The sequence below is a fragment of the Micromonospora sp. AKA38 genome (genome assembly GCF_027925725.1).
Classification (GTDB): Bacteria; Actinomycetota; Actinomycetes; order Mycobacteriales; family Micromonosporaceae; genus Micromonospora.
The window spans coordinates 310,294-333,852 of the sequence record NZ_BNEI01000005.1 but is presented as its reverse complement, the minus strand read 5'-3'; the positions used below and the strand labels follow the sequence as shown (position 1 = coordinate 333,852).

Genomic DNA, 23,559 nt, shown 5'->3' with positions numbered 1-23,559 from the left:
TGCGGCGTCTGCCGCGCGGCCCCTTCGTCGTCAGTTCCGATCAGCGCGGCAGCGGCGCCTGCGGGCGACGCAGCTCGGTGAAGCCGGTCTCCCGGGCCCGGGCGGCGGCCAGCAGCCCGGCCACGCAGGCCGCGTTGGTGATCTCCCCGGCCAGGACCATCCGGACCGCCTCGTCGAGGTCGACCCGGACCACCTGGAGGTCGGCCTCCTCCTCGCGGCGGTCGTGCCGCTGTGCCGCCGGCACGTCGGCGAGGTCACGGGCCAGGAAGACGCGCACCACCTCGTCCGAGAAACCGGGCGAGCTGTGCAGGTCCACGAGCACGTCGACGCGCCCCGCGGTCAGGTCGGCCTCCTCGGCCAGCTCCCGCGCCGCCGCGGCGGCCAGATCCTCGCCGCTGACGTCCATCAGCCCGGCGGGCAGCTCCCACAGGTGCCGGCCGACCGGGTGCCGGTACTGGCGGATCAGCACCACCTGACCGGCGTCGTCGAGCGCCACCACCGCCACCGCGCCCACGTGCCGGACGTAGTCGCGGGCCGCGGTGCCGCCGCCGGGCATGGTCACGTCGTCGCTGAACACCGAGAAGATCCGGCCGGACCAGACGTCCCGGCGCGCGGTCACCTCGTACCGGTGCTCGACGCCGCTCACTTCGCCGCCGCCTTCGTGCCACCGTTGCGGCCGGCCTTCTTCGCCGCGGCGGCGTCCGCCGGGCCGTCCAGGTCGACCGGGAGCTGGTCGGACTCGGAGTACGCGACCGCGGCGTCCACGAACGCCGCGAACAGCGGGTGCGGGCGGGTCGGGCGGCTCTTCAGCTCCGGGTGCGCCTGGGTGGCCACGAAGAACGGGTGCAGGTCCCGGTCCAGCTCGACGAACTCGACCAGCCGGCCGTCCGGCGAGGTGCCGGAGATGGTCAGGCCCGCCTTGGTGAGCTGGTCGCGGTAGGCGTTGTTCACCTCGTACCGGTGCCGGTGCCGCTCGCTGACCTCGGTGCTGCCGTACGCCTGGGCGACGATCGACCCCTCGGCCAGCGTCGCCGGGTACGCTCCGAGCCGCATGGTGCCGCCCAGGTCGCCGCGGCCGGCCACGATGTCCTCCTGGTCGGCCATGGTGGCGATGACCGGGTGTACGGCCTCCTCGTCGAACTCCAGCGAGTTCGCCCCGTCCAGACCGGCCAGGTGGCGGGCCACCTCGATGGTCATGCACTGGAGGCCGAGGCAGAGGCCGAGCAGCGGGACGCCGTTCTCCCGGGCGTACCGGGCGGTGCCCACCTTGCCCTCGATGCCACGCACCCCGAACCCGCCGGGGATCACGATGCCGTCCACGCCGGCCAGCGCGGCGGCGGCGCCGGCCGGGGTGACGCACTCGTCGCTCGGCACCCACTTGAGCTGCACCCGGGCGCGGTGGCCGAACCCGGCCGCCCGGATCGCCTCGCTCACCGACAGGTACGCGTCGGGCAGGTCGACGTACTTGCCGACGAGCGCCACGGTGATGGTGTGGCGCGGCTGGTGCACCCGCTCCAGCAGGTCGTCCCAGCGGGTCCAGTCGACGTCGCGGAACGACAGGCCGAGCCGGCGCACCACGTACGCGTCCAGGCCCTCGCGGTGCAGCACCTTCGGGATGTCGTAGATGCTCGGCGCGTCCGGGGCGGCGGTGACCGCCTCCCGGTCCACGTCGCAGTAGAGCGAGAGCTTCTCCTTGACCTTGTCCGGGATCTCCCGGTCGCAGCGCAGCACCAGCGCGTCGGGCTGGATGCCGATGCTGCGCAGTTGCGCCACCGAGTGCTGGGTCGGCTTGGTCTTCAGCTCGCCCGACGGCGCCAGGTAGGGCACCAGCGACACGTGCAGGTAGAAGCAGTTGTCCCGGCCCAGGTCGTGCCGGATCTGGCGGATCGACTCCAGGAACGGCAACGACTCGATGTCGCCGACCGTGCCGCCGACCTCGGTGATCACCACGTCGGGGACCTGACCGTCGGCGTCCGGGTCGGCCATGCCGAGGATCCGGGCCTTGATCTCGTTGGTGATGTGCGGGATGACCTGGACCGTGTCGCCGAGGTATTCCCCGCGCCGTTCCTTGGCGATCACCGCCGAGTAGATCTGCCCGGTGGTGACGTTCGCCTTGCCGGAGAGGTCACGGTCGAGGAACCGCTCGTAGTGGCCGACGTCGAGGTCGGTCTCCGCCCCGTCCTCGGTGATGAACACCTCGCCGTGCTGGAACGGGTTCATCGTGCCGGGATCGACGTTCAGGTACGGGTCGAGCTTCTGCATCACCACGCGCAGCCCGCGCGCGGTCAGCAGGTTGCCGAGGCTGGAGGCGGTGAGGCCCTTGCCCAGCGAGGAGGCGACTCCCCCGGTGACGAAAATGTGCCTGGTCGTCCGTGCTGAAGGGGCCAAGGCCTGCTCCCGTGTCGTCCGTAGCGGTCGTGCGAACCGCCGTGCCGATCAGACAAGTGATCACGCGATCCACGGGATTCCACGGTAACACCATCCGGACCGTGAGCCGGCGTCGCACCCGCTGTCGGCGCACGTGGGGCCCCGTCGCCCGTGATCAACTCCGGTGTGCGGGGGTGGCTGCCCCCGGCGCCGTGGCCACCGCGGTCGCCCCCGGACCCGCCGGGCCCACGCCACCCGGACCGGATCCGTCCGACGACGCCGCGCCGCCCTCTCCCCCGGGCCGGCCGCTGTCCGGCAGCGTGCGGTCGGTGGAGTGGTCGAGCACCCGCAGCGCGGCCAACGCCGCCATCGGCACCACCAGCGCGCCGGCCGCGCCGGCCACGTCCAGCGCGGAGCCGCCCAGCACGCCGCCGAGCCCGGCGGCCACCCCGGTGCCGGCCATCGCCGCCCGGATCGCCGGATAGATGCCGAACAGCCGCATCAGCCCGCCCCACGGCTGGAGCAGCGCCAGCCAGACCAGCGCGGCCCCGGCCAGGGCCAGCACGGTCAGCGGGCTGTTCACAAGCGTCTGGAAGTTCGAGGTGCTGGACCGGTGCACGGTCAGGCCGCCGGTGCCGTCCCCGAGCGCCGCCAGGAAACGACCCAGGCTGCCCCGCTCGGCCGCCGGCCGGCCCAGGTCGACGAGCGCGAAGCCGATGGTGACGGCCAGCCCGGCCATGGTGGCCCAGGCGAGGCGGCTGACGGTCAGCCAGCCACCGCCGCAGATCGCCGCGGCCACGCTCACCCCGGCGGTGAGCGCGATCGCGCCGATCGAGTCCGCGCCCAGGTAGGGGCTGCCCACGATCACCACCGCGGTGCCGGCCACGGCCACCATCACGGTCGGCCGCCAGGTACGGCGGACCCGCTGGGCCAGCCAGCCCCCGCAGAGCAGCGACCCGGCGACGAACACGCCCAGACCGACCGTGCCCAGGCCGGCGTACCGGCCGCCCTCCAGCGCGGAGTAACCCACCACGCCGTTGAGTTGCAGCCGGGAACCGGTCAGCACGTCCACGCCGACCACCAGCGTGGCCAGCCCGGCCACCGCGCCGAGCGGCCCGAGCGTGCGGTCGTGCCCGGGAGCGAACCGGACCAGCGCCGTGCCGCCGACGATGAGCAGGGCGGTCACCGAGGCGAACCACCAGCCCGCGTGGGTGCCGCGCCACCAGGGCACCGCGTCGGCCAGCAGCGCCGCCGGCACCGCCAACGCGGCGGCGACCAGCAGCAGCTCCACCACCGCGACCACCCGCCGGGACACCGGCTCCGGCCCGTGCGGCCCGGCGAGGCGGCGGGCCCGCCGCAGCAGCGGCAGCACCGCCACCGCGAGAGCCATCTGGGCGGCGGCGAGCAGCGTGAAGAACCAGCCGGCGACCCGGCGTTGGGCCGCCGCCTCCCGGTCGGCGTCGGCCGGCGCCGTGATCGCCTCCGGCAGGTCGTCCGGCCGATCGTCGACGGTCACCGCGGGCCGGCCGAGGAACAACCGCTCCGGCATCGGGCGGCCGAGCGCGGCGAGCGCGGTCGGGGCCAGGTCGACCAGTTGCAGGTAGCCGGCCCGGGCGGTGCTCGGCGACGTCAGCCAGCCACCGTCCCAGCCGGGACCGTCCGCGACGGCGACGTGCAGCCGCGCCGGCGTGTCGGTGTCGGAGACGCCGGCCACCAGCACCAGCGAGCGCGGCGGCCGGGCGGCGAGCACCCGGGCGAGCCGGGCGTCGGCCTGGCGCGCCTGCGCGGCCCGGACGGCCGGGTCGTCGTCGTCGACCGTGCCCACGTCGACGATGCTCAGCACGCAGGAGCCGAGCAGCTCCGCCGGGTCGTCGGGCAGCGCCGGCTCGTACCTGTCGACGCGGCCGAACGGGCGGGCGGCGGCCACCGCCGCGCCCGGCCCGACCGCCACCGAACAGCGCACCGACTCGGCAAGCGCGCCCGGCACCGCGCCCCAGGCGAGCTTCTCCTGGTTGTGGGCGACGACGCCCGGCTGGTCGGGCAGGTTCGCGCCGATCCCGTCGGGCTGCTCGACGGTCACCCCGGTGGCCGGGCAGCCGCCGGGGCGGCTGCCGTTCCAGGCCGCGAAGTTGCCCGCGCCGAGCGTCAACCAGCCGTCCACCGGGCAGGTGGGGCGGTGCGCGGAACGCACCGAGAGGGAACCGATCGCGCCCTGCTCGGCCATCCGCCACAGCGTCGGCGTGTTCCGCGGATCCACGTCGTCCCAGCGCAGGCCCGCCGCGCCGACCAGCACCACGAAGTCGGCGCTGCGCCGGGGCCCGCCGTCGTCCGGTCGGGCGGCCAACGCGGTGATGCCCAGGGCCACCACCACCAAAGTCAGCAGCACCGGGGTCAGTCTGCGCAGCATCAGCGGTTCTCCGGGGAATGCTGCGGAGTCAGCTCGGCGTACAGGTCGGCGAGCGCGGCCACGGTGTCCGCCTCGGTGGGCCAGGTCGCGGCGCGGGCCGCGCCCCGGCGGCCCAGGTCGGCGCGGCGGGCCGCGTCGTCGAGCAGTTCCCGCACCGCCGCGTCGACCGCGTCCACGTCGCCGGCCGGGACCAGCACCGCCGCGTCGCCGACCAGCTCCGGCAGGCCACCGACCGCGGTCGCCACCAGCGGCACACCGGCACGCAGCGCCTCCTGCGCGAACAGTTGGCGGGCCTCCCAGTCGCTGGTGACCACCGCCAGGTCGGCGCCGGCCAGCAGGTCCGCCACGTCCGTGCGGTGCCCGAGCAGGGTCACCGGTGCCCGGGCGGCCGAGATCCGCGCCGCCAGCGGCAGGTAGGCGGGTCCGCTGCCGGCGATCACCACCACCGGGGCGGGGACCCGGGTCCGCCACCGGGCGGCGGCGTCGATCAGCACGTCGTACCGCTTCTGCGGGTGCAGCCGGCCCACCGACAGGATCAGCGGGCGGTCGGCGGTGACGCCGAACTCGGCCCGCACCGCGGCGCGGCGGCGTCCCGGCGGGGGCAGCGTCGGCGCGGCGACCGGCGCCAGCCGGGCGTCGGCGGCGCCCAGCGCGGCGGCCCGCTCGACCAGGTCGGCGGAGGCGCCCAGCGCGACCCGTACGGAACGGGCGACGACGCGCTCCACCAGCCGGGACGCCGCGCCGCGCAACCCGCCGGCGAGCACCGCGTTGTGCCAGGTGACCACCAGCGGGACGGTGGGCCGGGCGAGCGCGGCCACCAGCCCGGCGCGCAGGCCGTGCGCGTGCACCACGTCGACGGGCGTCTCCGCCAGCGCCCGGCGCAGCGCGCCGACCGCGCGCGCGTCCCCGGGGGTGGGGCTGGCCGGGATCTCCACCGGCGTGAACCGGGCGCCTGTCTGAGTGAAGTCGAACTGCTGTTGGGTGGCGGCCGGTCCGCAGACCAGCACCGACGCGCCGGCCCCGGTCAGCCCGCGGGCGACCGAGCGGACGTGCTGCCCCACCCCGCCGGTGCTGGAGGCGAGCACCAGCGCGACCGACCCGGGCCAGCGCGGTGCCGGCGAGGCGTCCGTCATGAGGAAACGATCTCCTTTCCGTCGCCCCGCTCGCCGGGGTGCTGGTCCGCCGGCGGGTCGCCGGCCGGTCGCCGGCGACGCAGCCGGCGGGTCACGGCCGCGAGCAGCGGCCGCAGGTCGCGGGCGTCGGTCAGCCAGGCGACGGCGAGGAACAGGACGCCCACCACGACCCCGGACAGCATGCCCTGCGCGAGGGCCGCGAGCGTCGTCGGGGTCCCGTCCCCCAGCCGCTCCAGCCAGCGGGCGGTGGCCACCCCGCCCGCCGCGGCGACCGCGGCGGCCAGCAGCCCGGCCACGCCGGCCCGGCCGATGCCGGCCAGCGCCTGCGGGCCGGCGGCGCGCCGTACGGCGGCGACCAGCAGCGCGCCGAGCAGCAGCATGCCGGCGGAAGTGGCAAGCGTCACCGCCGGCACCCGGTCGGCCAGCGGCAACGCCTGGCCGGCCAGGACCGCCAGGGCGGGCACACTCAGCCAGCCGAGCGCGGTGGCGACCGTGGCCGAGCGGGTCTCGCCGCGCGCGTAGAGCGCCCGGGTGAGCACCGCGAACAGGCCGTAGCCGAGCAGGCCGGGGGCGAAGCCGGCGATGCCGGCCGCGGCGGTCCGCGCGTCCACCGGGTCGGGGAAGAAGAAGTGCCCGACCGGGATCGCGGTGCCGGCGAGCGCGGCGGCGCCGAGCAGGCTGAACAGCACCACCCCGCGCGCGGCCGGGGCGAGGGTGTCCCGGTAGGCGCGTTCGTCGCCGCCGGCCCGGGCCGCCACCAACGTCGGGTACGCGGCCACCGCGAGCGGCACCGCCAGCACCGACCAGGGCAGGAAGTAGACGGTCTGGGCCAGGTTGTAGACCCCGACGTCGGCGACCCGGCCGTAGGTGACCTGGTTGAGCGTGACGACCAGGGCGATCTGCTGGGCGGTCACGGTGACCACCCCGGCGGCCACCAGGCCACCGACCCGGGCCCGGGCGTCGACCGGGAAGCGGTAGCCCCAGCGGGGTCGCAGCCGCAGCCGGCGCAGCGGGATCAGCAGGGACAGCGAGAGCACCACCACGCCGAGCGTGGTGCCGCCGGAGAGCAGCAGTTCCCCGCCGCGGCCCACCTCGCCGATGCCGGCCCGCCGCCCCTCGGCGGCGGTGAAGGCGAGGTAGACCGCGATGACGGTGACGCTGGACAGCAGCGGCGCGAGCACCGGCCAGGCGAACCGGCGGTGTGCCTGGAGCACCCCGGTGAGCACGATGCCGACGCCGTAGAGCGGCAACTGGGGCGCGAAGACCCGCAGCATCCGCGCCCCGGCCGCCTGCTGGGCCGGGTCCAGGCCGTGCCCGAGCAGGCCGGTCAGCGGCTCGGCGAGCAGCGCCACCAGCACCGCCAGCGGGACCAGCAGGCTCAGCGTCCAGGTCAGCAGCGCCCCGGTGGTGGCGGCCACCGCCCGCCGGTCACCCGCGGCGACGGCGCCGGCCAGCAGCGGTACGACCAGACTGGCCAGCGCCCCACCGGCGACGATCTCGAAGATGACGTTCGGGACGTAGTTCGCCACCAGGTAGGCGCCACCGAGGTCGGTGGGGGCGAGCGTCCAGGTGAACACCGCGGTGCGACCGAAGCCGACGAGCCGGCTGACCACGGTGAGCACGGCGATGAGGGCAGCCGCCCCGGCGACACGGCCGACGGCGGCGAGGGGTGCCGGTTTCGTCACGTCAGTCGGCGAGCCGGCCCAGCTCGTCGAGGTGCCGCAACCCCGGGGTCCGGTGGATGACCTGGGTGAAGCTGACCTTCTCGCTGGCGGCCGTGAGCGCGGCGAGCACGGCCAGCACCCCGGCCCGCCCGAGCGGCCCGGTACGCGCGGCGAGGCTCACGCCGAGCAGCGCGCCGAGCGCGTTGGCGCCGCTGTCGCCGACCATCACCCGCTCACCCAGGTCGTCGCGCAGCAGGCCGGCGGCGGCGCCGACCGCGCCGGCCGCGATGCCGCCGTGCGGGCCGGTGGACAGCGGCGCGCCGAGCAGCAGGCCGGACTTCAACGCCCGGCCGGGGCGCAGGTCGAGCAGGTTGACCAGGTTGGCGGTGCCGGCCACCACGCCGGCGCCGAGCAGCACGTCGACCCCGCGGCCGAACGCGCCGGCCCGCTGGCGGCGCGGATGGGCGGCGACCCGCCGGTCGGCGGCGAGCAGCGCCGCGGCGCCGAGCCCGGCGGCGCCCACCCCGGCGACCTTGACCAGCCCGGCGGTGACCCGGCCCTCGCGCAGCGCGGCGAGGTGACCGGCGAAGCCCTTGGCGGCCTTCTGCTCCGGGCGCGCGCCGACCACGTCGTCGTAGAGCCCGACCGCGCCCGCACCCACGCCGGCCAGCAGCGCGGCGGCGCCGGCCGGGGCGCTGCCGGCGCCGAGCGCGCCCGCGGTGGCGGCGCCCACGGCCAGGGCCGGGCCGGCGGCCAGGGTCACCGTGCGGCCCCGGTAGTTGGTGCGCTCCAGCGCCGGCGCGCTCGGTGACGTGCGCACCTCCCGAAGCGCGTAGCGGGCGGCCAGCACCCCCGCGCCCACGGTCAGCAGCCGACCCAGTCTCACGCGACCCCTCCGATCCGGATCTCCCACGCGGCGCGGCACGGACCGGACGGCCCGGGCGCGATCACTCGGGCAGTTTAGGCAGCCGGGAGGCGGCGTTGTCGCCCACGCCGTACTGGCCGGCCTTCTTCCCGGTGAGCTGCTCGGCCAGGGCGAGGCTGGTGACCAGCTGTCCCTGCACGGTGTTGGCGTTGTCGACGGTGGAGATGGTCTGCGACAGCACCGGGTCGCCACGGACCACGGCCACCAGGTTGCCGCCGGTCGAGCCCATGCCGGCGACCACGACCGCGCCGGCCCGGTCGAACTGCTCGGCGACCTTCACCACCGACTCGTCCTTCTTCGCCGAGTCCTTGTCCACGTACGGCTGGCCGGTGACCAGCACCACCGCCTCGGCGGGGCCGGTGATCCGGTCCTCCGGGGTGAGGTAGCCGGCCTCCGCGTACTTCTGGAGCACGCTGCGCCGGTCGGCCTCGCTGACCGCCGGGCTGCCCGCGGGGCGCTCCAGCAGGACGTTGGCCAGCAACGCGCTGGAGGTCTCCACGCCGTGCCCGTTGCCGGGCAGGTTGGCGGTGGCGGCGCTGTTCGGGCGGACGGCGGTGACGGCCAGCTCCAGCAGGTTGTTGTTGCTGTCCGGGTTGGCGAACTTGTCCTGCACGGTGATCCGGCCGGTGACGTCCGCGCCGGCGGTGCGGAGCATCTCGATCACGCCCTCGGTCTGGTCCCGGCCGCTGGGCAGCGTGAGCACCACCACCCGCCGGCCGGCCAGCTTGCCGGTCAGGACCAGCGGCGCCATCTCGCCGACGAAGTCCTCCTCGGTCTTCAGCTGCTTCTGCATGTCGTTGACCGACTGGCGCATCAGCGAGTTGTCCTTGCGCAGGCCGTCGACGGTTTCCCGGAGCGAGTCGGCGACCGGACCGTTGAGGGCGGCTGTGCCGACCACCAGGCCGATCGCCAGCGCGAGGAAGACCGCGGTCAGGGACACCACGTGGTAGCGGAAGTTGATCACGCTTGCAGCCTCTTGATCGTCGGGGGGCTAGAAGAGCTGGCCGAGCTGGAACACGAAATTGTCCCACCATTCGGAGACCACGCCCAAATACGCCTTCCCGACGGTGGAGACGGCCACCGCGGAGGCCATCGCGGCGAGCGCCGAGAGGACCAGCAGCAGCAGCGAGGACCCGGAGATGCTCTGCCGGTAGAGCCGGCTGACACCCTTGGCGTCGACCAGCTTGCCGCCCACCTTCAGGCGGGTGAGGAACGTCGACGCCATGCCGCCGCGGCCCTTGTCGAGGAACTCCACCAGGGTGGCGTGGGTGCCGACGGCCACCAGCAGCGAGGCGCCCTTCTCGTCGGCCAGCAGCATGGCCAGGTCCTCGCTGGTGGCCGCCGCCGGGAACGTGATCGCGGGCACGCCCAGGCCGTTGACCCGGGCCAGACCGGGGGCCCGCCCGTCCGGGTAGGCGTGCACGATCACCTCGGCGCCGCAGCGCAGCACGTCGTCGGTGACCGAGTCCATGTCGCCGATGATCATGTCGGGGGTGTAGCCGGCCTCGACCAGCGCGTCGGCCCCGCCGTCCACGCCGATCAGCACCGGCTTGAACTCGCGGATGTAGGGCCGCAGCACGTCCAGGTCGGCCTTGTAGTCGTAGCCCCGGACCACGATCAGGCAGTGCCGGCCCTGCATCTGGGTCTGGATCTCCGGCACGCCGACGCCGTCGAGCAGCAGGTCGCGTTCCTGCCGGAGGTAGTCCATCGTGTTGGCGGCGAACGCCTCCAACTGCACCGACAGGCCCTCCCGGGCGTCGGCCATCGACTTGCCGACCGTCTCCGCGTCCTGGAGCGCGCCGTGCGCGACCGGCTCCGTGCCCACGAAGACGGTGTTGCCCTCGATGCGCACCAGATCGCCCTCGCGGACCTGCTCGAAGACGCCCTCGCCGAGGTCGTCCAGGAGCGGGATGCCGGCCGAGACCAGCACCTCGGGGCCGAGGTTGGGATAGCGCCCGGACACCGACGGCTTGGCGTTCAGCACCGCGGCCACGCCGACCGCGACGAGCGAGTCGGCCGCCACCCGGTCCAGGTCGACGTGGTCGATGACCGCGATGTCACCCGGACGCAGGCGGCCGACCAGCCGTTTCGTCCGGCGGTCGAGGCGCGCGGTGCCGAGGATCGAGCCCGGTTCCGCGTTCCGGGTCCGGCGCAGTGTGGGTAGACGCATCGTGACCATCCTGGCATGTGGGGCAGGTTCTGCTGTCGCGACATGCCTGAGCAGGGCCGCCTACCCAGGGAAGCACACCGGGACGCGCCCCGGTGTGCTTGCGCTCACAATCGGGGTATCACGGACGCCGTTCCTTGGCCGCCACCGCCAGGAGTTCCTCGGCGTGAGCGATACCCAGATCGGAGTCCGGCAAACCGGCGAGCATCCGGGCCAGCTCCCGGGCCCGCTCGGTGTCCTCCACCACGCGGACGCCGCTGGTGGTCACCGCGCCCCCGGTGTCCTTCGCCACCACCAGGTGCCGGTCCGCGAACGCGGCCACCTGGGGCAGGTGGGTCACCACGAGCACCTGGTGGCTGCGCGCCAACCGGGCCAGCCGCCGGCCGATCTCCACCGCGGCCTGCCCGCCGACACCGGCGTCGACCTCGTCGAAGACCAGCGTGGGCGGACCGCCGGAACCGGCGAAGACCACCTCGATGGCGAGCATCACCCGGGACAGCTCACCGCCGGAGGCACCCCGCTGCAACGGCAACGACGGCGCGCCGGGATGCGCCAACAGCCGCAGCTCGACCTCGTCGGCGCCGTCCGCGCCGACGCCCGCCTCGACGCCGTTGACCGGCAGGCTCGGCTCGGACCGCCCGGCCGCCCGCGGCAGCACCGCCACCTCGATCCGGGCATGCGGCATGGCCAGCCCGGCCAGCTCGACGGTGACCTGCTCGGCGAAGCGACCGGCGGCCTCCTGCCGGGAGGCGGAGACCCGACCGGCGAGGTCGGCCACCTCACCGGCGAGGCGGGCCGCCTCCCGGTCCAACTCGTCCAGCAACTCGTCGGAGGTGTCCAGTTCGGACAGCCGGACGCGGGCCCGCTCGGCCCAGGCCACCACACCGTCCACGTCGTCGGCGTACTTGCGGGTGAGCCCGCGCAGCGCGGCCCGTCGCTCGTAGATCGTCTCCAGCCGGGCCGGATCGGCGTCCAGCGCGGTCAGGTAGGTGGACAGCTCGGCGGCCACGTCGGTGACCAGCGTGGCGACCTCCTCCAGCCGGGCCGCCAACTCACCGAGCGCCGGGTCGGTGCCGGCCTGCGCCTCCAGCGTGCGGCGGGCGGTGCCGAGCAGCACGGCCACGTCGGGCGTGTCGTCGGTCGCCTCCACACCGCCGGCCACGCACTGCTGCGCCACCTGCGCCGCGGTGCGCAGCCCCTCGGCGTGCTCCAGCCGCTGCGCCTCCGCCTTCAGCTCGTCGTCCTCCCCCGGCTGCGGATCGACCCGGGTGATCTCGTCGAGGCCGAGCCGGAGCAGGTCGGCCTCCTGGTTGCGCTCACGGGCGTTGCGCCGCCGGTCGGCCAGGTCGTCGACCACCGCCCGCCACCGCGCGTACGTCTCGCGCAGCGCGTCCAGCAGCTTCTCGTGCTCGGCGCCGGCGAACCGGTCGAGCGCGGCCCGCTGCTCGGCCGGACGCAGCAGGCGCAGCTGGTCGGACTGGCCGTGCACCGCCAGCGCCTGCTCGCCGACCTCGCCGAGCGTCGCCACCGGCATGCTGCGCCCGCCCAGGTGGGCTCGCGAGCGCCCCTCGATCGTGACGGTGCGGCTGAGCAGCAGTGAGCCGTCCTCGTCGGGCTCGCCGCCGGCGTCGATGATCCGCGCGTGCACCGCCTCGGCCACCCGGCCACGCAGCCGCAGCCGCCCCTCCACCACCGCGCGGCCCGGCTGGGCCCGCACCCGACCCGCGTCGGCCCGGCCGCCGAAGAGCAGGCCGAGGCCGGTCACCACCATGGTCTTGCCGGCGCCGGTCTCGCCGGTGATGACGTTCATCCCCCCGGCCAACGGCAGCGTGGTGTCCTCGATGACGCCCAGTCCGGTGATGCGCAGCTCTTCCAGCACAGCACCCGACAGTAGCCCCGCCGGGTGACAGTTGACCAGCCGGCACGGTGGCCGGCGACGGTCGCTCTGCGCTTTCCCGGGAAGAGTGGCTGGTCCGCCGCGGACAGCCACTCTTCCCGGGAAACAGCGCGCTCGGGAGCCGGGGGTGGGTGTGGAGTCGGGGCGCCGGGCGTCGGCCAGCTCGTGCGCCGCCGCTTCCTCCGGCGGCGGCTCAACGACCTGTCGGCCCGACCGGGGTCGACACCCGACCGGGCCGGACGTGCCGGTCCGCCCGCCGCGGCCGGCCACGGCGCTCCGGCGCCCCGACCGTCGCGGCTCCGACCACCCCCTGGCCGAACCCGCGACCGTCGGGCCACGCCACCTCCGAGTCGGCGGGCCTCACCGCCGCGCCCGGACTCACCTCGACGCGGCCCGTCCCGCCCACCGTAACGCGCCGCGGCGTGCCGGGCACCGAAGCTGAGCCGTCGATCAGCGGCGGTTGCCGCGCCAGCCCTGCACGGGCAGGTCGAACTTGGCCACCAGCCGATCGGTGAACGGGCGGTCCCGCAGACGCACGATGCGCACCGGCAACGCGCCCCGACGCACCGTGACCCGGGCGCCGGGTGGCAGGTCGTAGACCCGCCGGCCGTCGCAGCAGAGCACCGCGAGCGTGGTGAACGGATCGACGGTGATGACGAACGTGGAGGTCGGCGCCGTGACCAGTGGGCGGCTGAACAACGCGTGCGCGCTGATCGGCACCAGCAACAGCGCCTCCACCTCGGGCCAGACCACCGGCCCGCCGCCGGAGAACGCGTACGCGGTGGAGCCGGTCGGGGTCGCACAGACCACGCCGTCGCACCCGTACCGGGACAGCGGCCGACCGTCGACGTCGACGAGCAGCTCCAGCATCTGGGCCCGCTCGCCCTTCTCCACGCTGATCTCGTTGAGCGCCCACGACTCGATGGTCGGCCCGCCGTCGAACTCGGCGGTCACGTCGAGGGTCAACCGCTCGTCCACCGTGTAGTTACGCGCCACCACGTCCCGCACCGCGGCGTCCAGGTCGTTCATCTCCGCCTCGGCCAGGAAGCCGACCTTGCCGAGGTTGATGCCGAGCAGCGGCGCCTTGGCCGGACGGGCCAACTCGGCGGCGCGCAGGAACGTGCCGTCCCCGCCCAGCGCGAACACGATCTCCGCGCCCTCGGCCGCCTCCGGACCCGTCACCGGCACCACGCCCGGCAGATCGAGGTCGTCGGCCTCCTCGGCCACCACCCGGACCTCGAACCCGTTCGCGATCAGGTCGGCGGCGACCGCCCGGGCATGCTCGGTGCTGCGTCGACGGCCGGTGTGCGTCACCAACAGCGCGGTGCGACTCACCCGGACACCTCCTCGCTCGTGGCCGCCGTCGCGGCGGCTCCCTGCGGACCCGCGGCCACCACCGCGCGTACCCGGTCGGAATCGGCGGCGGGCGCGTCCCGGCGCAACCATACGAAGAACTCGACGTTGCCGCTCGGCCCGGGCAGCGGGCTGGCCGCCACGTCGGCCAGGCCGAGACCGAGCCGCGCGGCGGCGGCGGCCACGTCGAGCACCGCCTCGGCACGCAGCGCCGGGTCCCGCACCACACCGCCGGCGCCGACCCGCTCCCTGCCCACCTCGAACTGCGGCTTGACCATCAGCGCCAGGTCGCCGTCGGGCCCGGTGCAGCCGGCCAGCGCGGGCAGCACCAGACGCAGCGAGATGAACGACAGGTCGGCCACCGTCAGGTCGACCGGACCGCCGATCGTCTCCGGCGTGAGGGTACGCACATTGGTGCGCTCGAGGACCCGGACCCGCTCGTCGGTGCGCAGCGGCCAGGCGAGCTGCCCGTAGCCGACGTCCACGGCCACCACCTCGGCCGCGCCGGCGCGCAGCAGCACGTCGGTGAAGCCGCCGGTGGAGGCGCCCGCGTCCAGGCAGCGCCGGCCGGTCACCACCAGCCCGCCCGGCGCGAACGCGGCCAGCGCGCCGGCCAGCTTGTGGCCGCCCCGGGAGACGTACTCCTCGGTCGGGTCCTCGCCGGTGACAAGCAGCGGATCGGCCGGGTCGACCATGGCGGCGGGCTTGCGGGCCGGCACCCCGCGCAACTGGACGCGACCGGCCTCCACCAGCGCGGCGGCCTGCTCACGGGAGCGGGCCAGACCGCGGCGGACGAGTTCGGCGTCCAGTCGGGTACGACGAGCCATCGGTGTCCGTTCTCCGCCTCTGCTCAGGCCTGGTCGATGCCGGCCAGGGTCTCGCGCAGCGTCTCGTACGCCGCCTCGTACTGGGCGATCTGGTCCGCCGGGGCGAGCGCCTCCGCGTTCGCCATGCCGCGCACCGCGGCGTCCACCGCCGGGTGCCGCGCCTCGCCGACCTCCTCGACCGGCGCGGAGCGTACCCCCGGGGGCGGACCGGGCCGTGGACCCGGTGGCGGACCGGGCCGGAAGGGCGCGCTCACGAGCCGTCCGCCCGACGGCCGGTGGCCTTCCGCGCCGGCCGGGCGGACGCGGCCGGCGACTCGTCGGCCGGTGTGCGCGCCACCGTGGCCGCGGGCTTGCGCGCGACCGCCTTCCTGGCCACCGCCTTCTTCGCGACCGCCTTGGTCGCCGTGGTCCCGCCCGGCCCGGCCGCGGCAGGCGTGGCCGCAGTCGGCGTGGCCGCGGCCGGCTCGGTCCCGCTCGACGCCGAAGCGGTCGGCTCTGATGCGGTCGAGTCTGGTGCGGGCGAAGCCGGTGTGGACGTGGTCGTCGGCTCGACGGGCGTGCGCGCCTCGCGCAACTGCCGTTCCAGGTCGTGCACGCGCCGGGTCAGCTCGGCGACCTCGTCGGCGGTGGCCAGCCCGACCGCGCCCAGCGCCCGGTCGACCTCGAAGCGGACCAGTTTGGTCAGCGCCTCCCGGTTCGCCAGGCCGGTGGCGACCAACTCCTCGGCCAGCGACTGGAGCTGACCGGCCGTCGCGCCGCCCTGACCGACGACGCGCATCACCGCGTCCTGCGCCTTCTTCCGGGGCGCCTCCGTCAGGCCCATGGCCAGCGAGAGGTAGGCGCGCCACGCGTCCTGCATGCCTGAGTCCTTCCACGGGGCGAGGTGTGCAGGTGCCACGCTACCGGGCACCGGGGACGAACCATTGCGGTACGGTGCCGGGGAACGGCATGGCTCATGGTGAGGAGACGATGTGGCCAGCGTGGACGAATGCCGCCAGGCGTTGCAGGACCTGGCCGACCGGCTGGACCGGCACGCCGAGGCGCAGGGCAGGATCGATCTCGACCGCACCCTGGCCTGCCGGATCACCGACCTCGGCACCGCGTTCCACGGTCGGCTGGAAGGCGGCCGGCTGGTCGGGCTGACCGACGGCGACGACCCGAAGGCCAAGATCGCGCTGAGCATCGCCGGCGACGACCTGATCGCCCTGGTGCACGGCAAGCTCGACATCATGTCGGCGGTGGCGTCCCGCCGGGTCTCCGTCAAGGCGAACCCGTTCGACCTGATGAAACTCCGCAAACTGCTCTGACCGACGCCGTCGCCGGGCGCTCGCCCGCAGCGGGGCCCCGGTCGCCCGGCTCAGCCGTCGACGCGGTCGAGCCCGAACGCGGCGAGCGCCTCCGCCGCCGCCGGGGACGCGGCCCGCACCCGCGGGTCGGTCGCCGTCGCCCAGGCCACCGCGCAGAGCGCCGCGAGCGCGTCCAACGGCCGTCCCGCGCCGTCGAGAACCAGCTCCCCGTCGGTCGCCGTCACCGACCAGCCGCCGGTCCCGGGTCGGCCGGGCACCGTCACCACGGCCGCCGCGTCGAAGAGCCCCGCCAGGTCGAAGGAGACGTACGCCGGCCGGCGCGACTCGGGCGCCGCCAGCAACTCGGCCGCGTCGCTCACCCCGGTCAGCACCAGCAGGCTGTCCAGCCCGGCCCGGCGGGCCCCCTCGATGTCGGTGTCCAGCCGGTCGCCCACCACGAGCGTGCGCCCGGATCCGGCGCGGCGCGCGGCGGTGGCGAACAGCGCCGGTTCCGGCTTTCCCACCACCACGTCGGGATCCCGGCCCAGCGCGGTACGCAGCACCGCCACCAGGGAGCCGTTCCCGGGCAACGGCCCACGCGGGCTGGGCAGCGTGCGGTCGGTGTTCGTGGCGTACCAGGGCGCGCCCGCCCGCACCGCCAGGGACGCCTCGGCCAGCTCGGACCAACCGACCTGCGGACCGTAGCCCTGGGCCACGGCGGCCGGCTCCTCGTCGACCGTCGACACCGGCCGCAGGCCCACCGCACGCAGTTCCGCCCGTAGCGCCTCCGCGCCGACCACCAGCACCGGCGCGCCGGCCGGCAACCGGTCCCGGAGCAGCTCGGCGGTGGCGGCCGCGGAGGTCAGCACCTCCACCGGCTCGGCCGGCACACCCATGCCGGTGAGCAGGTCGGCCACCTCGCTGGACCGGCGCGAGGCGTTGTTCGTCGCGTACGCGACCGCCCGCCCCTCGGCCCGCAGCCGGCCGACCGCCTCGACTGCCCCGGGAATGGGCCGGTCGATCAGGTAGATGACCCCGTCCAGGTCGAAGACCACCAGGGCGTACCCGTCGACCAGCCGCCCGTCCGCCCCGGCGCGGTCGGCACGAGCCGACTCCACCCCGGCACCGGTGTCGGTGTCCCCGGCGTGCCCGCTCACCGGCGCTCCGCCGCCTCGTCCCCGCCCGGCGCGTGCCCGCCGGCCGTCGGCCGGTTCTCCGCCTGGTCGGCGGGGGCGTCGTCGGTGGCGGCGAGCGAGCCGGCCTCGTCGTCGGTCAGCTCGTCGTCGTTCAGGTCGGCGGCGTCGCGGTCCCGGTACCCGGCCCGAGCCGCGTCGCCCGCACCGGACGTGTCGGCGCGGTCGCCGTTCGGGCCGGCGTCCTCGTCGAGGTCGTCGTCCTCGTCACCGTCCCGGTCGAGGTCGTCGTCTTCGTCGTCGTCCTCTTCGTCCTCGTCGAGGTCGTCGCCGTCTTCGTCGTCGTCCTCGTCGAGGACGTCCTCATCGTCTTCGTCTTCGTCCTCGTCGAGGTCGTCCTCGTCGTCGGAGTCGCCGTGCGTGGCCGAGGAGTCGGCGCCGGTCGGACCGTCGTCCGACTCGTCGTCCTCGTCGTCGCCCTCGATGACCACGCCGTCGAGCTCCAGCAGCCGCTCGGCGGCGTCGGTCTCACCGTCGGAGTCGATGTCGGAGGCGCGGGAGAACCACTCGCGCGCCTCCTCGCGCCGACCCACCGCGAGCAGCGCGTCCGCGTACGCGTAGCGCAGCCGGGCCGCCCACGGCTCGGCCGACTCGGCGGTCAGCTCGCGGACCTGGAGCATCGCCACGGCCGCGTCCTTCTGGCCCAGGTCGCCACGCGCGCCGGCGGCCACGATCAGCAGCTCGATGGCGACGGCCTGGTCGAGCTTGGCCTGATCCGCCCCACGGAACAGGTCGATCGCCCGCTCCGGCCGGCCCAGCGCCCGCTCACAGTCGGCCAGCACCGCGAGGTGGCTCTGCAGGCCGGTCATCCGGTGGTACGTCCGCAGCTCGGCGATGGCCGTCTGCCACTCCCCCGAGTGGTACGCGGCCAGCCCGACCGCCTCACGCACCGCGGCGATCCGCGAGGCCAGCCGTCGGGCCGCCATCGCGTGCGCCAGCGCCAGCGTCGGGTCCTCGTCGATCAGCAGGCCGGTCGCGACCAGGTGCCGGGCGACGGTCTCCGCCACCGGCTTGGCGAGCGAGAGAAGCTCCGCCCGTACGGTCGAGTCGAGGTCGCTCGCGACCACGTCGTCCGGCAGCTCCGGCGCCTCTCCGGTACGTCCCTCGCCCCGCTCGTCCTGACGCTCGCGCTGCGGGCCGAAGCTGCCCGGCCGACGGTCGTCCCGGTCCGGCCGGTCGCCGTAGCCACGGCGCTCCCCGTCCCGCTCGGTAGGCCCACCGCGGTAACCGCCCTCCCGGCGGTCACCCCCACGGTCGTCACGGCGGAAGCCACCCTCGCGACGCTCGCCACCGCCGAAGCCGCCGGCACGGTCGTCGCGGCGGAAGCCACCCTCACGACGCTCGCCGCTCGGCGCACCACCGGAACGGTCGTCTCGACGGAAACCGCCCTCACGGCGGTCCCCGCCCCGGAAACCACCGTCACGGTCCCCACCTCGGAAACCACCGGAGCGCTCGCCGCCCCGGAAACCACCCTCACGGTCACCGCCACGGAAGCCACCCGAGCGCTCGCCGCCACGGAAGCCACCCTCACGACGGTCACCAGTGGGTCCGCCGGCACGGTCGTCGCGGCGGAAGCCGCCCTCACGACGCTCGCCGCCCCGGAAACCACCCTCACGGTCACCACCACGGAAGCCACCCTCGCGACGGTCCCCACCGCGGAAACCGCTCTCGCGGCGGTCGCCACCGGAGGTACCGCCGGCACGATCGTCACGGCGGAAGCCGCCCTCACGACGCTCGCCGCCCCGGAAACCACCCTCACGGTCACCGCCTCGGAAGCCACCCTCGCGACGCTCGCCGCCTCGGAAGCCGCCGTCACGGCGGTCGCCGCTCGGCGCACCACCGGCACGGTCGTCACGGCGGAAGCCACCCTCACGACGGTCCCCACCGCGGAAGCCACCGTCACGGTCGCCGCCCCGGAAACCACCCGAGCGCTCACCGCCACGGAAACCGCCCTCGCGACGGTCCCCACCCCGGAAACCGCCGTCACGACGGTCCCCGCTCGGCGCACCACCGGCACGGTCGTCACGGCGGAAACCGCCCTCGCGGCGCTCCCCGCCCCGGAAACCACCGTCACGGTCGCCACCGCGGAAGCCACCCTCACGACGGTCCCCACCGCGGAAGCCACCGTCACGGTCGCCGCCCCGGAAACCACCCTCGCGACGGTCCCCACCCCGGAAACCACCGTCACGACGGTCCCCGCTCGGCGCACCACCGGAACGATCATCGCGCCGGAAGCCGCCCTCGCGGCGGTCCCCACCCCGGAAACCACCGTCACGGTCGCCACCGCGGAAGCCACCCTCACGACGGTCCCCACCGCGGAAGCCACCGTCACGGTCGCCGCCCCGGAAACCACCCGAGCGCTCACCGCCACGGAAGCCACCCTCACGACGGTCGCCGCTCGGCGCACCACCGGCACGGTCGTCACGCCGGAAACCGCCCTCGCGACGGTCCCCGCCACGGAAGCCACCGGAGCGCTCGCCGCCCCGGAAACCGCCCTCTCGGCGGTCGCCGCTCGGCGCACCACCGGCACGGTCGTCACGCCGGAAACCGCCCTCACGACGGTCACCACCACGGGTGCCGCCGGCGCGGTCGTCGCGACCGCCCCGGTACGAGGGGCGATCATCGCGGCGGGCGTCGCCGCGCCCCTCGCCACGGTCGGCGCGATCCTCGTAGCGACGGGGGCGGTCCCCGCCCTGGGGTCCAGAGCTCACAGGTGCATCCTTCCTGATGGCGTTTCCGCCAGAAACGCTAACGCAGTCGAGGGCCGACCCTCATGGGGCGGCCCTCGACTGGAAGATTGTCCGGCGGTGTCCTACTCTCCCACACCCTCCCGAGTGCAGTACCATCGGCGCTGGAGGGCTTAGCTTCCGGGTTCGGAATGTAACCGGGCGTTTCCCCTCCGCCATGACCGCCGTAACTCTATGAACATATCAACCAACAACCCACACGGGTTCGGTGTTTGTTCAGAGTTGCACAGTGGACGCGTAGCAGCTTAGTAGTCAAGTCCTCGGCCTATTAGTACCGGTCAACTGAACCCGTTACCGGGCTTACATTTCCGGCCTATCAACCCAGTCGTCTAGCTGGGGGCCTTACCCCACAAAGTGGGTGGGATACCTCATCTTGAAGCGAGCTTCCCGCTTAGATGCTTTCAGCGGTTATCCCTTCCGAACGTAGCTAACCAGCCGTGCCCCTGGCGGGACAACTGGCACACCAGAGGTTCGTCCGTCCCGGTCCTCTCGTACTAGGGACAGCCCTTCTCAAGTATCCTACGCGCACGGCGGATAGGGACCGAACTGTCTCACGACGTTCTAAACCCAGCTCGCGTACCGCTTTAATGGGCGAACAGCCCAACCCTTGGGACCTGCTACAGCCCCAGGATGCGACGAGCCGACATCGAGGTGCCAAACCATCCCGTCGATATGGACTCTTGGGGAAGATCAGCCTGTTATCCCCGGGGTACCTTTTATCCGTTGAGCGACACCGCTTCCACATGCCAGTGCCGGATCACTAGTCCCGACTTTCGTCCCTGCTCGACCTGTCAGTCTCACAGTCAAGCTCCCTTGTGCACTTGCACTCAACACCTGATTGCCAACCAGGCTGAGGGAACCTTTGGGCGCCTCCGTTACCCTTTAGGAGGCAACCGCCCCAGTTAAACTACCCACCAGACACTGTCCCTGAACCGGATAACGGTCCGAAGTTAGATACCCAAATCAACCAGAGTGGTATTTCAAGATTGCCTCCACCCATACTGGCGTATGGACTTCACCGGCTCCCACCTATCCTACACAAGCTAATTCAGATACCAATGTCAAGCTATAGTAAAGGTCCCGGGGTCTTTCCGTCCTGCCGCGCGTAACGAGCATCTTTACTCGTAATGCAATTTCGCCGGGCCTGTGGTTGAGACAGTGGGGAAGTCGTTACGCCATTCGTGCAGGTCGGAACTTACCCGACAAGGAATTTCGCTACCTTAGGATGGTTATAGTTACCACCGCCGTTTACTGGCGCTTAAGTTCTCCGCTTCGCCCCGAAGAGCTAACAGGTCCCCTTAACGTTCCAGCACCGGGCAGGCGTCAGTCCATATACATCGAATTACTTCTTCGCATGGACCTGTGTTTTTAGTAAACAGTCGCTTCCCCCTGCTCTCTGCGGCCATACAACGCTCCACCCGCGCGGGGCTTCACGTCTCCGGCCCCCCTTCTCCCTAAGTTACGGGGGCAATTTGCCGAGTTCCTTAACCACAGTTCGCCCGATCGCCTCGGTATTCTCTACCTGACCACCTGTGTCGGTTTGGGGTACGGGCCGCTAAGAACTCGCTAGAGGCTTTTCTCGGCAGCATAGGATCACTGACTTCACCTGAATCGGCTCGGCATCACGTCTCAGCCTACATGCGCCACGGATTTGCCTATGGCACGGCCTACACGCTTACCCCGGCACAACCACCGGCCGGGATCAGCTACCTTCCTGCGTCACCCCATCGCTTGACTACTACCCGCCAGGTTCCCACGCTCCCCAAACTCGGTCCGAAGACCTCCTCCGGTTCGGGTGGTTAGCACAACGAGGTTCATCAGGGACGCTCTTTCGCGGGTACGGGAATATCAACCCGTTGTCCATCGACTACGCCTCTCGGCCTCGCCTTAGGTCCCGACTCACCCAGGGCGGATTAGCCTGGCCCTGGAACCCTTGGTCATCCGGCGGAAGGGTTTCTCACCCTTCTTTCGCTACTCATGCCTGCATTCTCACTCGTGCCGCGTCCACGACTGGGTCACCCCGTCGCTTCACCCCCGGCACGACGCTCCCCTACCCATCCACACACCTGCACGGCACATCAAGGCGCCGCGAAGTTGAAATGTGAATGCCACAGCTTCGGCGGTGTGCTTGAGCCCCGCTACATTGTCGGCGCGGAACCACTTGACCAGTGAGCTATTACGCACTCTTTAAAGGGTGGCTGCTTCTAAGCCAACCTCCTGGTTGTCTATGCGACCCCACATCCTTTTCCACTTAGCACACGCTTAGGGGCCTTAGCTGGTGATCTGGGCTGTTTCCCTCTCGACTACGAAGCTTATCCCCCGCAGTCTCACTGCCGCGCTCTCACTTACCGGCATTCGGAGTTTGGCTGATTTCGGTAAGCTTGTGGGCCCCCTAGACCATCCAGTGCTCTACCTCCGGCAAGAAACACGCGACGCTGCACCTAAATGCATTTCGGGGAGAACCAGCTATCACGGAGTTTGATTGGCCTTTCACCCCTAACCACAGGTCATCCCCCAACTTTTCAACGTTGGTGGGTTCGGCCCTCCACGCGGTCTTACCCGCGCTTCAGCCTGCCCATGGCTAGATCACTCCGCTTCGGGTCTAGAGCATGCGACTGAATACGCCCTATTCAGACTCGCTTTCGCTACGGCTCCCCCACACGGGTTAACCTCGCCACATGCCACTAACTCGCAGGCTCATTCTTCAAAAGGCACGCCGTCACCCCGTAAGGCTCCGACGGATTGTAGGCGAACGGTTTCAGGTACTATTTCACTCCCCTCCCGGGGTACTTTTCACCATTCCCTCACGGTACTTGTCCGCTATCGGTCACCAGGAAGTATTTAGGCTTACCAGGTGGTCCTGGCAGATTCACGGCAGATTTCAGGAGTCCGCCGCTACTCGGGAACACCCACAGAAGACCAGCAGCTTTCACCTACCGGACTATCACCGTCTACGGTCAGCCATTCCAGACTGTTCGACTAACCACTAGCTTTGTAACTTCTCCAACAGATGTCAGTCTGTTGAGCAGGGTCCCACAACCCCGAACACGCAACCCCTGACAGGTATCACACGCATCCGGTTTAGCCTCAATCCGCTTTCGCTCGCCACTACTCACGGAATCACTGTTTGTTTTCTCTTCCTACGGGTACTGAGATGTTTCACTTCCCCGCGTTCCCCCCACACACCCTATGTGTTCAGGTGCGGGTGACATCACATGACTGATGCCGGGTTTCCCCATTCGGACACCCTGGGATCACAGCTTGGTTGACAGCTCCCCCAGGCCTATCGCGGCCTCCCACGTCCTTCATCGGCTCCTGGTGCCAAGGCATCCACCGTTCGCCCTTGACAACTTGACCACAAAGATGCTCGCGTCCACTGTGCAATTCTCAACAAACAACCAACCCACAACCCACAGCCCCACACCAAACCCGACAACCGCCGGCGGTATGCGAGACCAGGCCATGCCTGGCAACCTTCACGGACTCACGCCCGCACAAGGCTCCGAAGAAAACAACCCATGGTTGTTCCTTCAGGACCCAACAGGGTGCTCTCCGCCTCCCCCCAGCCGCACCAGGACTCCGTTCCCACCACC

Annotated in this window: 17 protein-coding genes and 2 rRNA genes; 1 reads left to right on the top strand and 18 read right to left on the bottom strand. The window is 72.6% G+C overall.

The window, feature by feature from the left end:
* Positions 1-40: 40 nt before the first annotated feature.
* From TPA0908_RS19235 to TPA0908_RS19175, 13 genes are all read right to left on the bottom strand, one after another.
* Positions 41-646 (bottom strand): NUDIX domain-containing protein, encoded by a 606-nt coding sequence (locus TPA0908_RS19235; protein WP_281939849.1) that lies wholly within the window; start codon positions 644-646, stop codon positions 41-43.
* Positions 643-2,388: a CTP synthase gene (locus TPA0908_RS19230; RefSeq protein WP_281939847.1), complete on the bottom strand. Its 1,746-nt coding sequence runs from the start codon at positions 2,386-2,388 to the stop codon at positions 643-645. Before TPA0908_RS19230 ends, TPA0908_RS19235 begins: the two co-directional genes overlap by 4 nt.
* A gap of 154 nt (positions 2,389-2,542) precedes the next feature.
* Positions 2,543-4,774, bottom strand: a complete 2,232-nt coding sequence (locus tag TPA0908_RS19225) for a hypothetical protein (RefSeq protein WP_281939845.1) — start codon at positions 4,772-4,774, stop codon at positions 2,543-2,545.
* Positions 4,774-5,907, bottom strand: coding sequence for a glycosyltransferase family 4 protein (locus TPA0908_RS19220; RefSeq protein WP_281939843.1), 1,134 nt, complete (start codon positions 5,905-5,907; stop codon positions 4,774-4,776). Before TPA0908_RS19220 ends, TPA0908_RS19225 begins: the two co-directional genes overlap by 1 nt.
* Positions 5,904-7,592 carry a murein biosynthesis integral membrane protein MurJ gene (gene murJ, locus TPA0908_RS19215; protein WP_281939842.1) on the bottom strand — a complete coding sequence of 563 codons (1,689 nt, stop codon included), beginning with the start codon at positions 7,590-7,592 and terminating at the stop codon, positions 5,904-5,906. Before murJ ends, TPA0908_RS19220 begins: the two co-directional genes overlap by 4 nt.
* A 1-nt stretch (position 7,593) precedes the next feature.
* The gene (locus tag TPA0908_RS19210; protein WP_107160792.1) at positions 7,594-8,457 is read right to left on the bottom strand and encodes a hypothetical protein; all 864 of its coding nucleotides are present in this window, start codon (positions 8,455-8,457) and stop codon (positions 7,594-7,596) included.
* 61 nt (positions 8,458-8,518) lie between these two features.
* Positions 8,519-9,460: a copper transporter gene (locus tag TPA0908_RS19205; RefSeq protein WP_281939840.1), complete on the bottom strand. Its 942-nt coding sequence runs from the start codon at positions 9,458-9,460 to the stop codon at positions 8,519-8,521.
* A gap of 27 nt (positions 9,461-9,487) precedes the next feature.
* The gene (gene steA / locus TPA0908_RS19200; protein ID WP_281939838.1) at positions 9,488-10,666 is read right to left on the bottom strand and encodes a putative cytokinetic ring protein SteA; all 1,179 of its coding nucleotides are present in this window, start codon (positions 10,664-10,666) and stop codon (positions 9,488-9,490) included.
* Positions 10,667-10,784: 118 nt separating this feature from the next.
* Positions 10,785-12,542 (bottom strand): DNA repair protein RecN, encoded by a 1,758-nt coding sequence (gene recN, locus TPA0908_RS19195; protein WP_281939836.1) that lies wholly within the window; start codon positions 12,540-12,542, stop codon positions 10,785-10,787.
* Positions 12,543-13,010: 468 nt separating this feature from the next.
* Positions 13,011-13,895: an NAD kinase gene (locus TPA0908_RS19190; RefSeq protein ID WP_281939834.1), complete on the bottom strand. Its 885-nt coding sequence runs from the start codon at positions 13,893-13,895 to the stop codon at positions 13,011-13,013.
* Positions 13,892-14,740, bottom strand: a complete 849-nt coding sequence (locus TPA0908_RS19185; RefSeq protein WP_281939832.1) for a TlyA family RNA methyltransferase — start codon at positions 14,738-14,740, stop codon at positions 13,892-13,894. Before TPA0908_RS19185 ends, TPA0908_RS19190 begins: the two co-directional genes overlap by 4 nt.
* A gap of 23 nt (positions 14,741-14,763) precedes the next feature.
* On the bottom strand, positions 14,764-14,994 hold the full coding sequence (locus TPA0908_RS19180) for a hypothetical protein (RefSeq protein ID WP_107160780.1): 231 nt from the start codon (positions 14,992-14,994) through the stop codon (positions 14,764-14,766).
* Complete coding sequence (locus TPA0908_RS19175) at positions 14,991-15,599, bottom strand: phasin family protein (RefSeq protein WP_281939829.1); 609 nt, start codon at positions 15,597-15,599, stop codon at positions 14,991-14,993. Before TPA0908_RS19175 ends, TPA0908_RS19180 begins: the two co-directional genes overlap by 4 nt.
* 112 nt (positions 15,600-15,711) lie before the next feature.
* On the opposite strand from TPA0908_RS19175, the gene TPA0908_RS19170 reads away from it, so the two are divergent.
* Positions 15,712-16,047, top strand: coding sequence for an SCP2 sterol-binding domain-containing protein (locus TPA0908_RS19170; RefSeq protein WP_281939827.1), 336 nt, complete (start codon positions 15,712-15,714; stop codon positions 16,045-16,047).
* A gap of 50 nt (positions 16,048-16,097) precedes the next feature.
* On the opposite strand, the gene TPA0908_RS19165 is transcribed toward TPA0908_RS19170, so the two are convergent.
* The 5 genes from TPA0908_RS19165 to TPA0908_RS19145 form a co-directional block, all read right to left on the bottom strand.
* Complete coding sequence (locus TPA0908_RS19165; protein WP_281942619.1) at positions 16,098-17,144, bottom strand: HAD-IIA family hydrolase; 1,047 nt, start codon at positions 17,142-17,144, stop codon at positions 16,098-16,100.
* Between the two features lie 35 nt (positions 17,145-17,179).
* Entirely contained in the window at positions 17,180-18,226 is a 1,047-nt protein-coding gene (locus TPA0908_RS19160) for a tetratricopeptide repeat protein (protein WP_374709250.1), read from the bottom strand.
* The gene (locus TPA0908_RS19155) at positions 18,181-19,872 is read right to left on the bottom strand and encodes a hypothetical protein (RefSeq protein WP_281939823.1); all 1,692 of its coding nucleotides are present in this window, start codon (positions 19,870-19,872) and stop codon (positions 18,181-18,183) included. The genes TPA0908_RS19160 and TPA0908_RS19155 overlap by 46 nt, the downstream gene beginning before the upstream one ends.
* A 146-nt stretch (positions 19,873-20,018) precedes the next feature.
* Positions 20,019-20,135: ribosomal RNA gene (gene rrf / locus TPA0908_RS19150) — 5S ribosomal RNA — on the bottom strand.
* Positions 20,136-20,214: 79 nt separating this feature from the next.
* Positions 20,215-23,323, bottom strand: a 23S ribosomal RNA gene (locus TPA0908_RS19145).
* Positions 23,324-23,559 lie beyond the last annotated feature (236 nt).

Excerpts from the sequence above, each read along its gene's own strand:
- TPA0908_RS19185 (WP_281939832.1), bottom strand. The coding sequence starts at position 14,740 with ATGGCTCGTCGTACCCGACTGGACGCCGAACTCGTCCGCCGCGGTCTG.
- steA (WP_281939838.1), bottom strand. The coding sequence starts at position 10,666 with ATGCGTCTACCCACACTGCGCCGGACCCGGAACGCGGAACCGGGCTCG.
- TPA0908_RS19175 (WP_281939829.1), bottom strand. The coding sequence starts at position 15,599 with ATGCAGGACGCGTGGCGCGCCTACCTCTCGCTGGCCATGGGCCTGACG.
- TPA0908_RS19225 (WP_281939845.1), bottom strand. The coding sequence starts at position 4,774 with ATGCTGCGCAGACTGACCCCGGTGCTGCTGACTTTGGTGGTGGTGGCC.
- TPA0908_RS19220 (WP_281939843.1), bottom strand. The coding sequence starts at position 5,907 with ATGACGGACGCCTCGCCGGCACCGCGCTGGCCCGGGTCGGTCGCGCTG.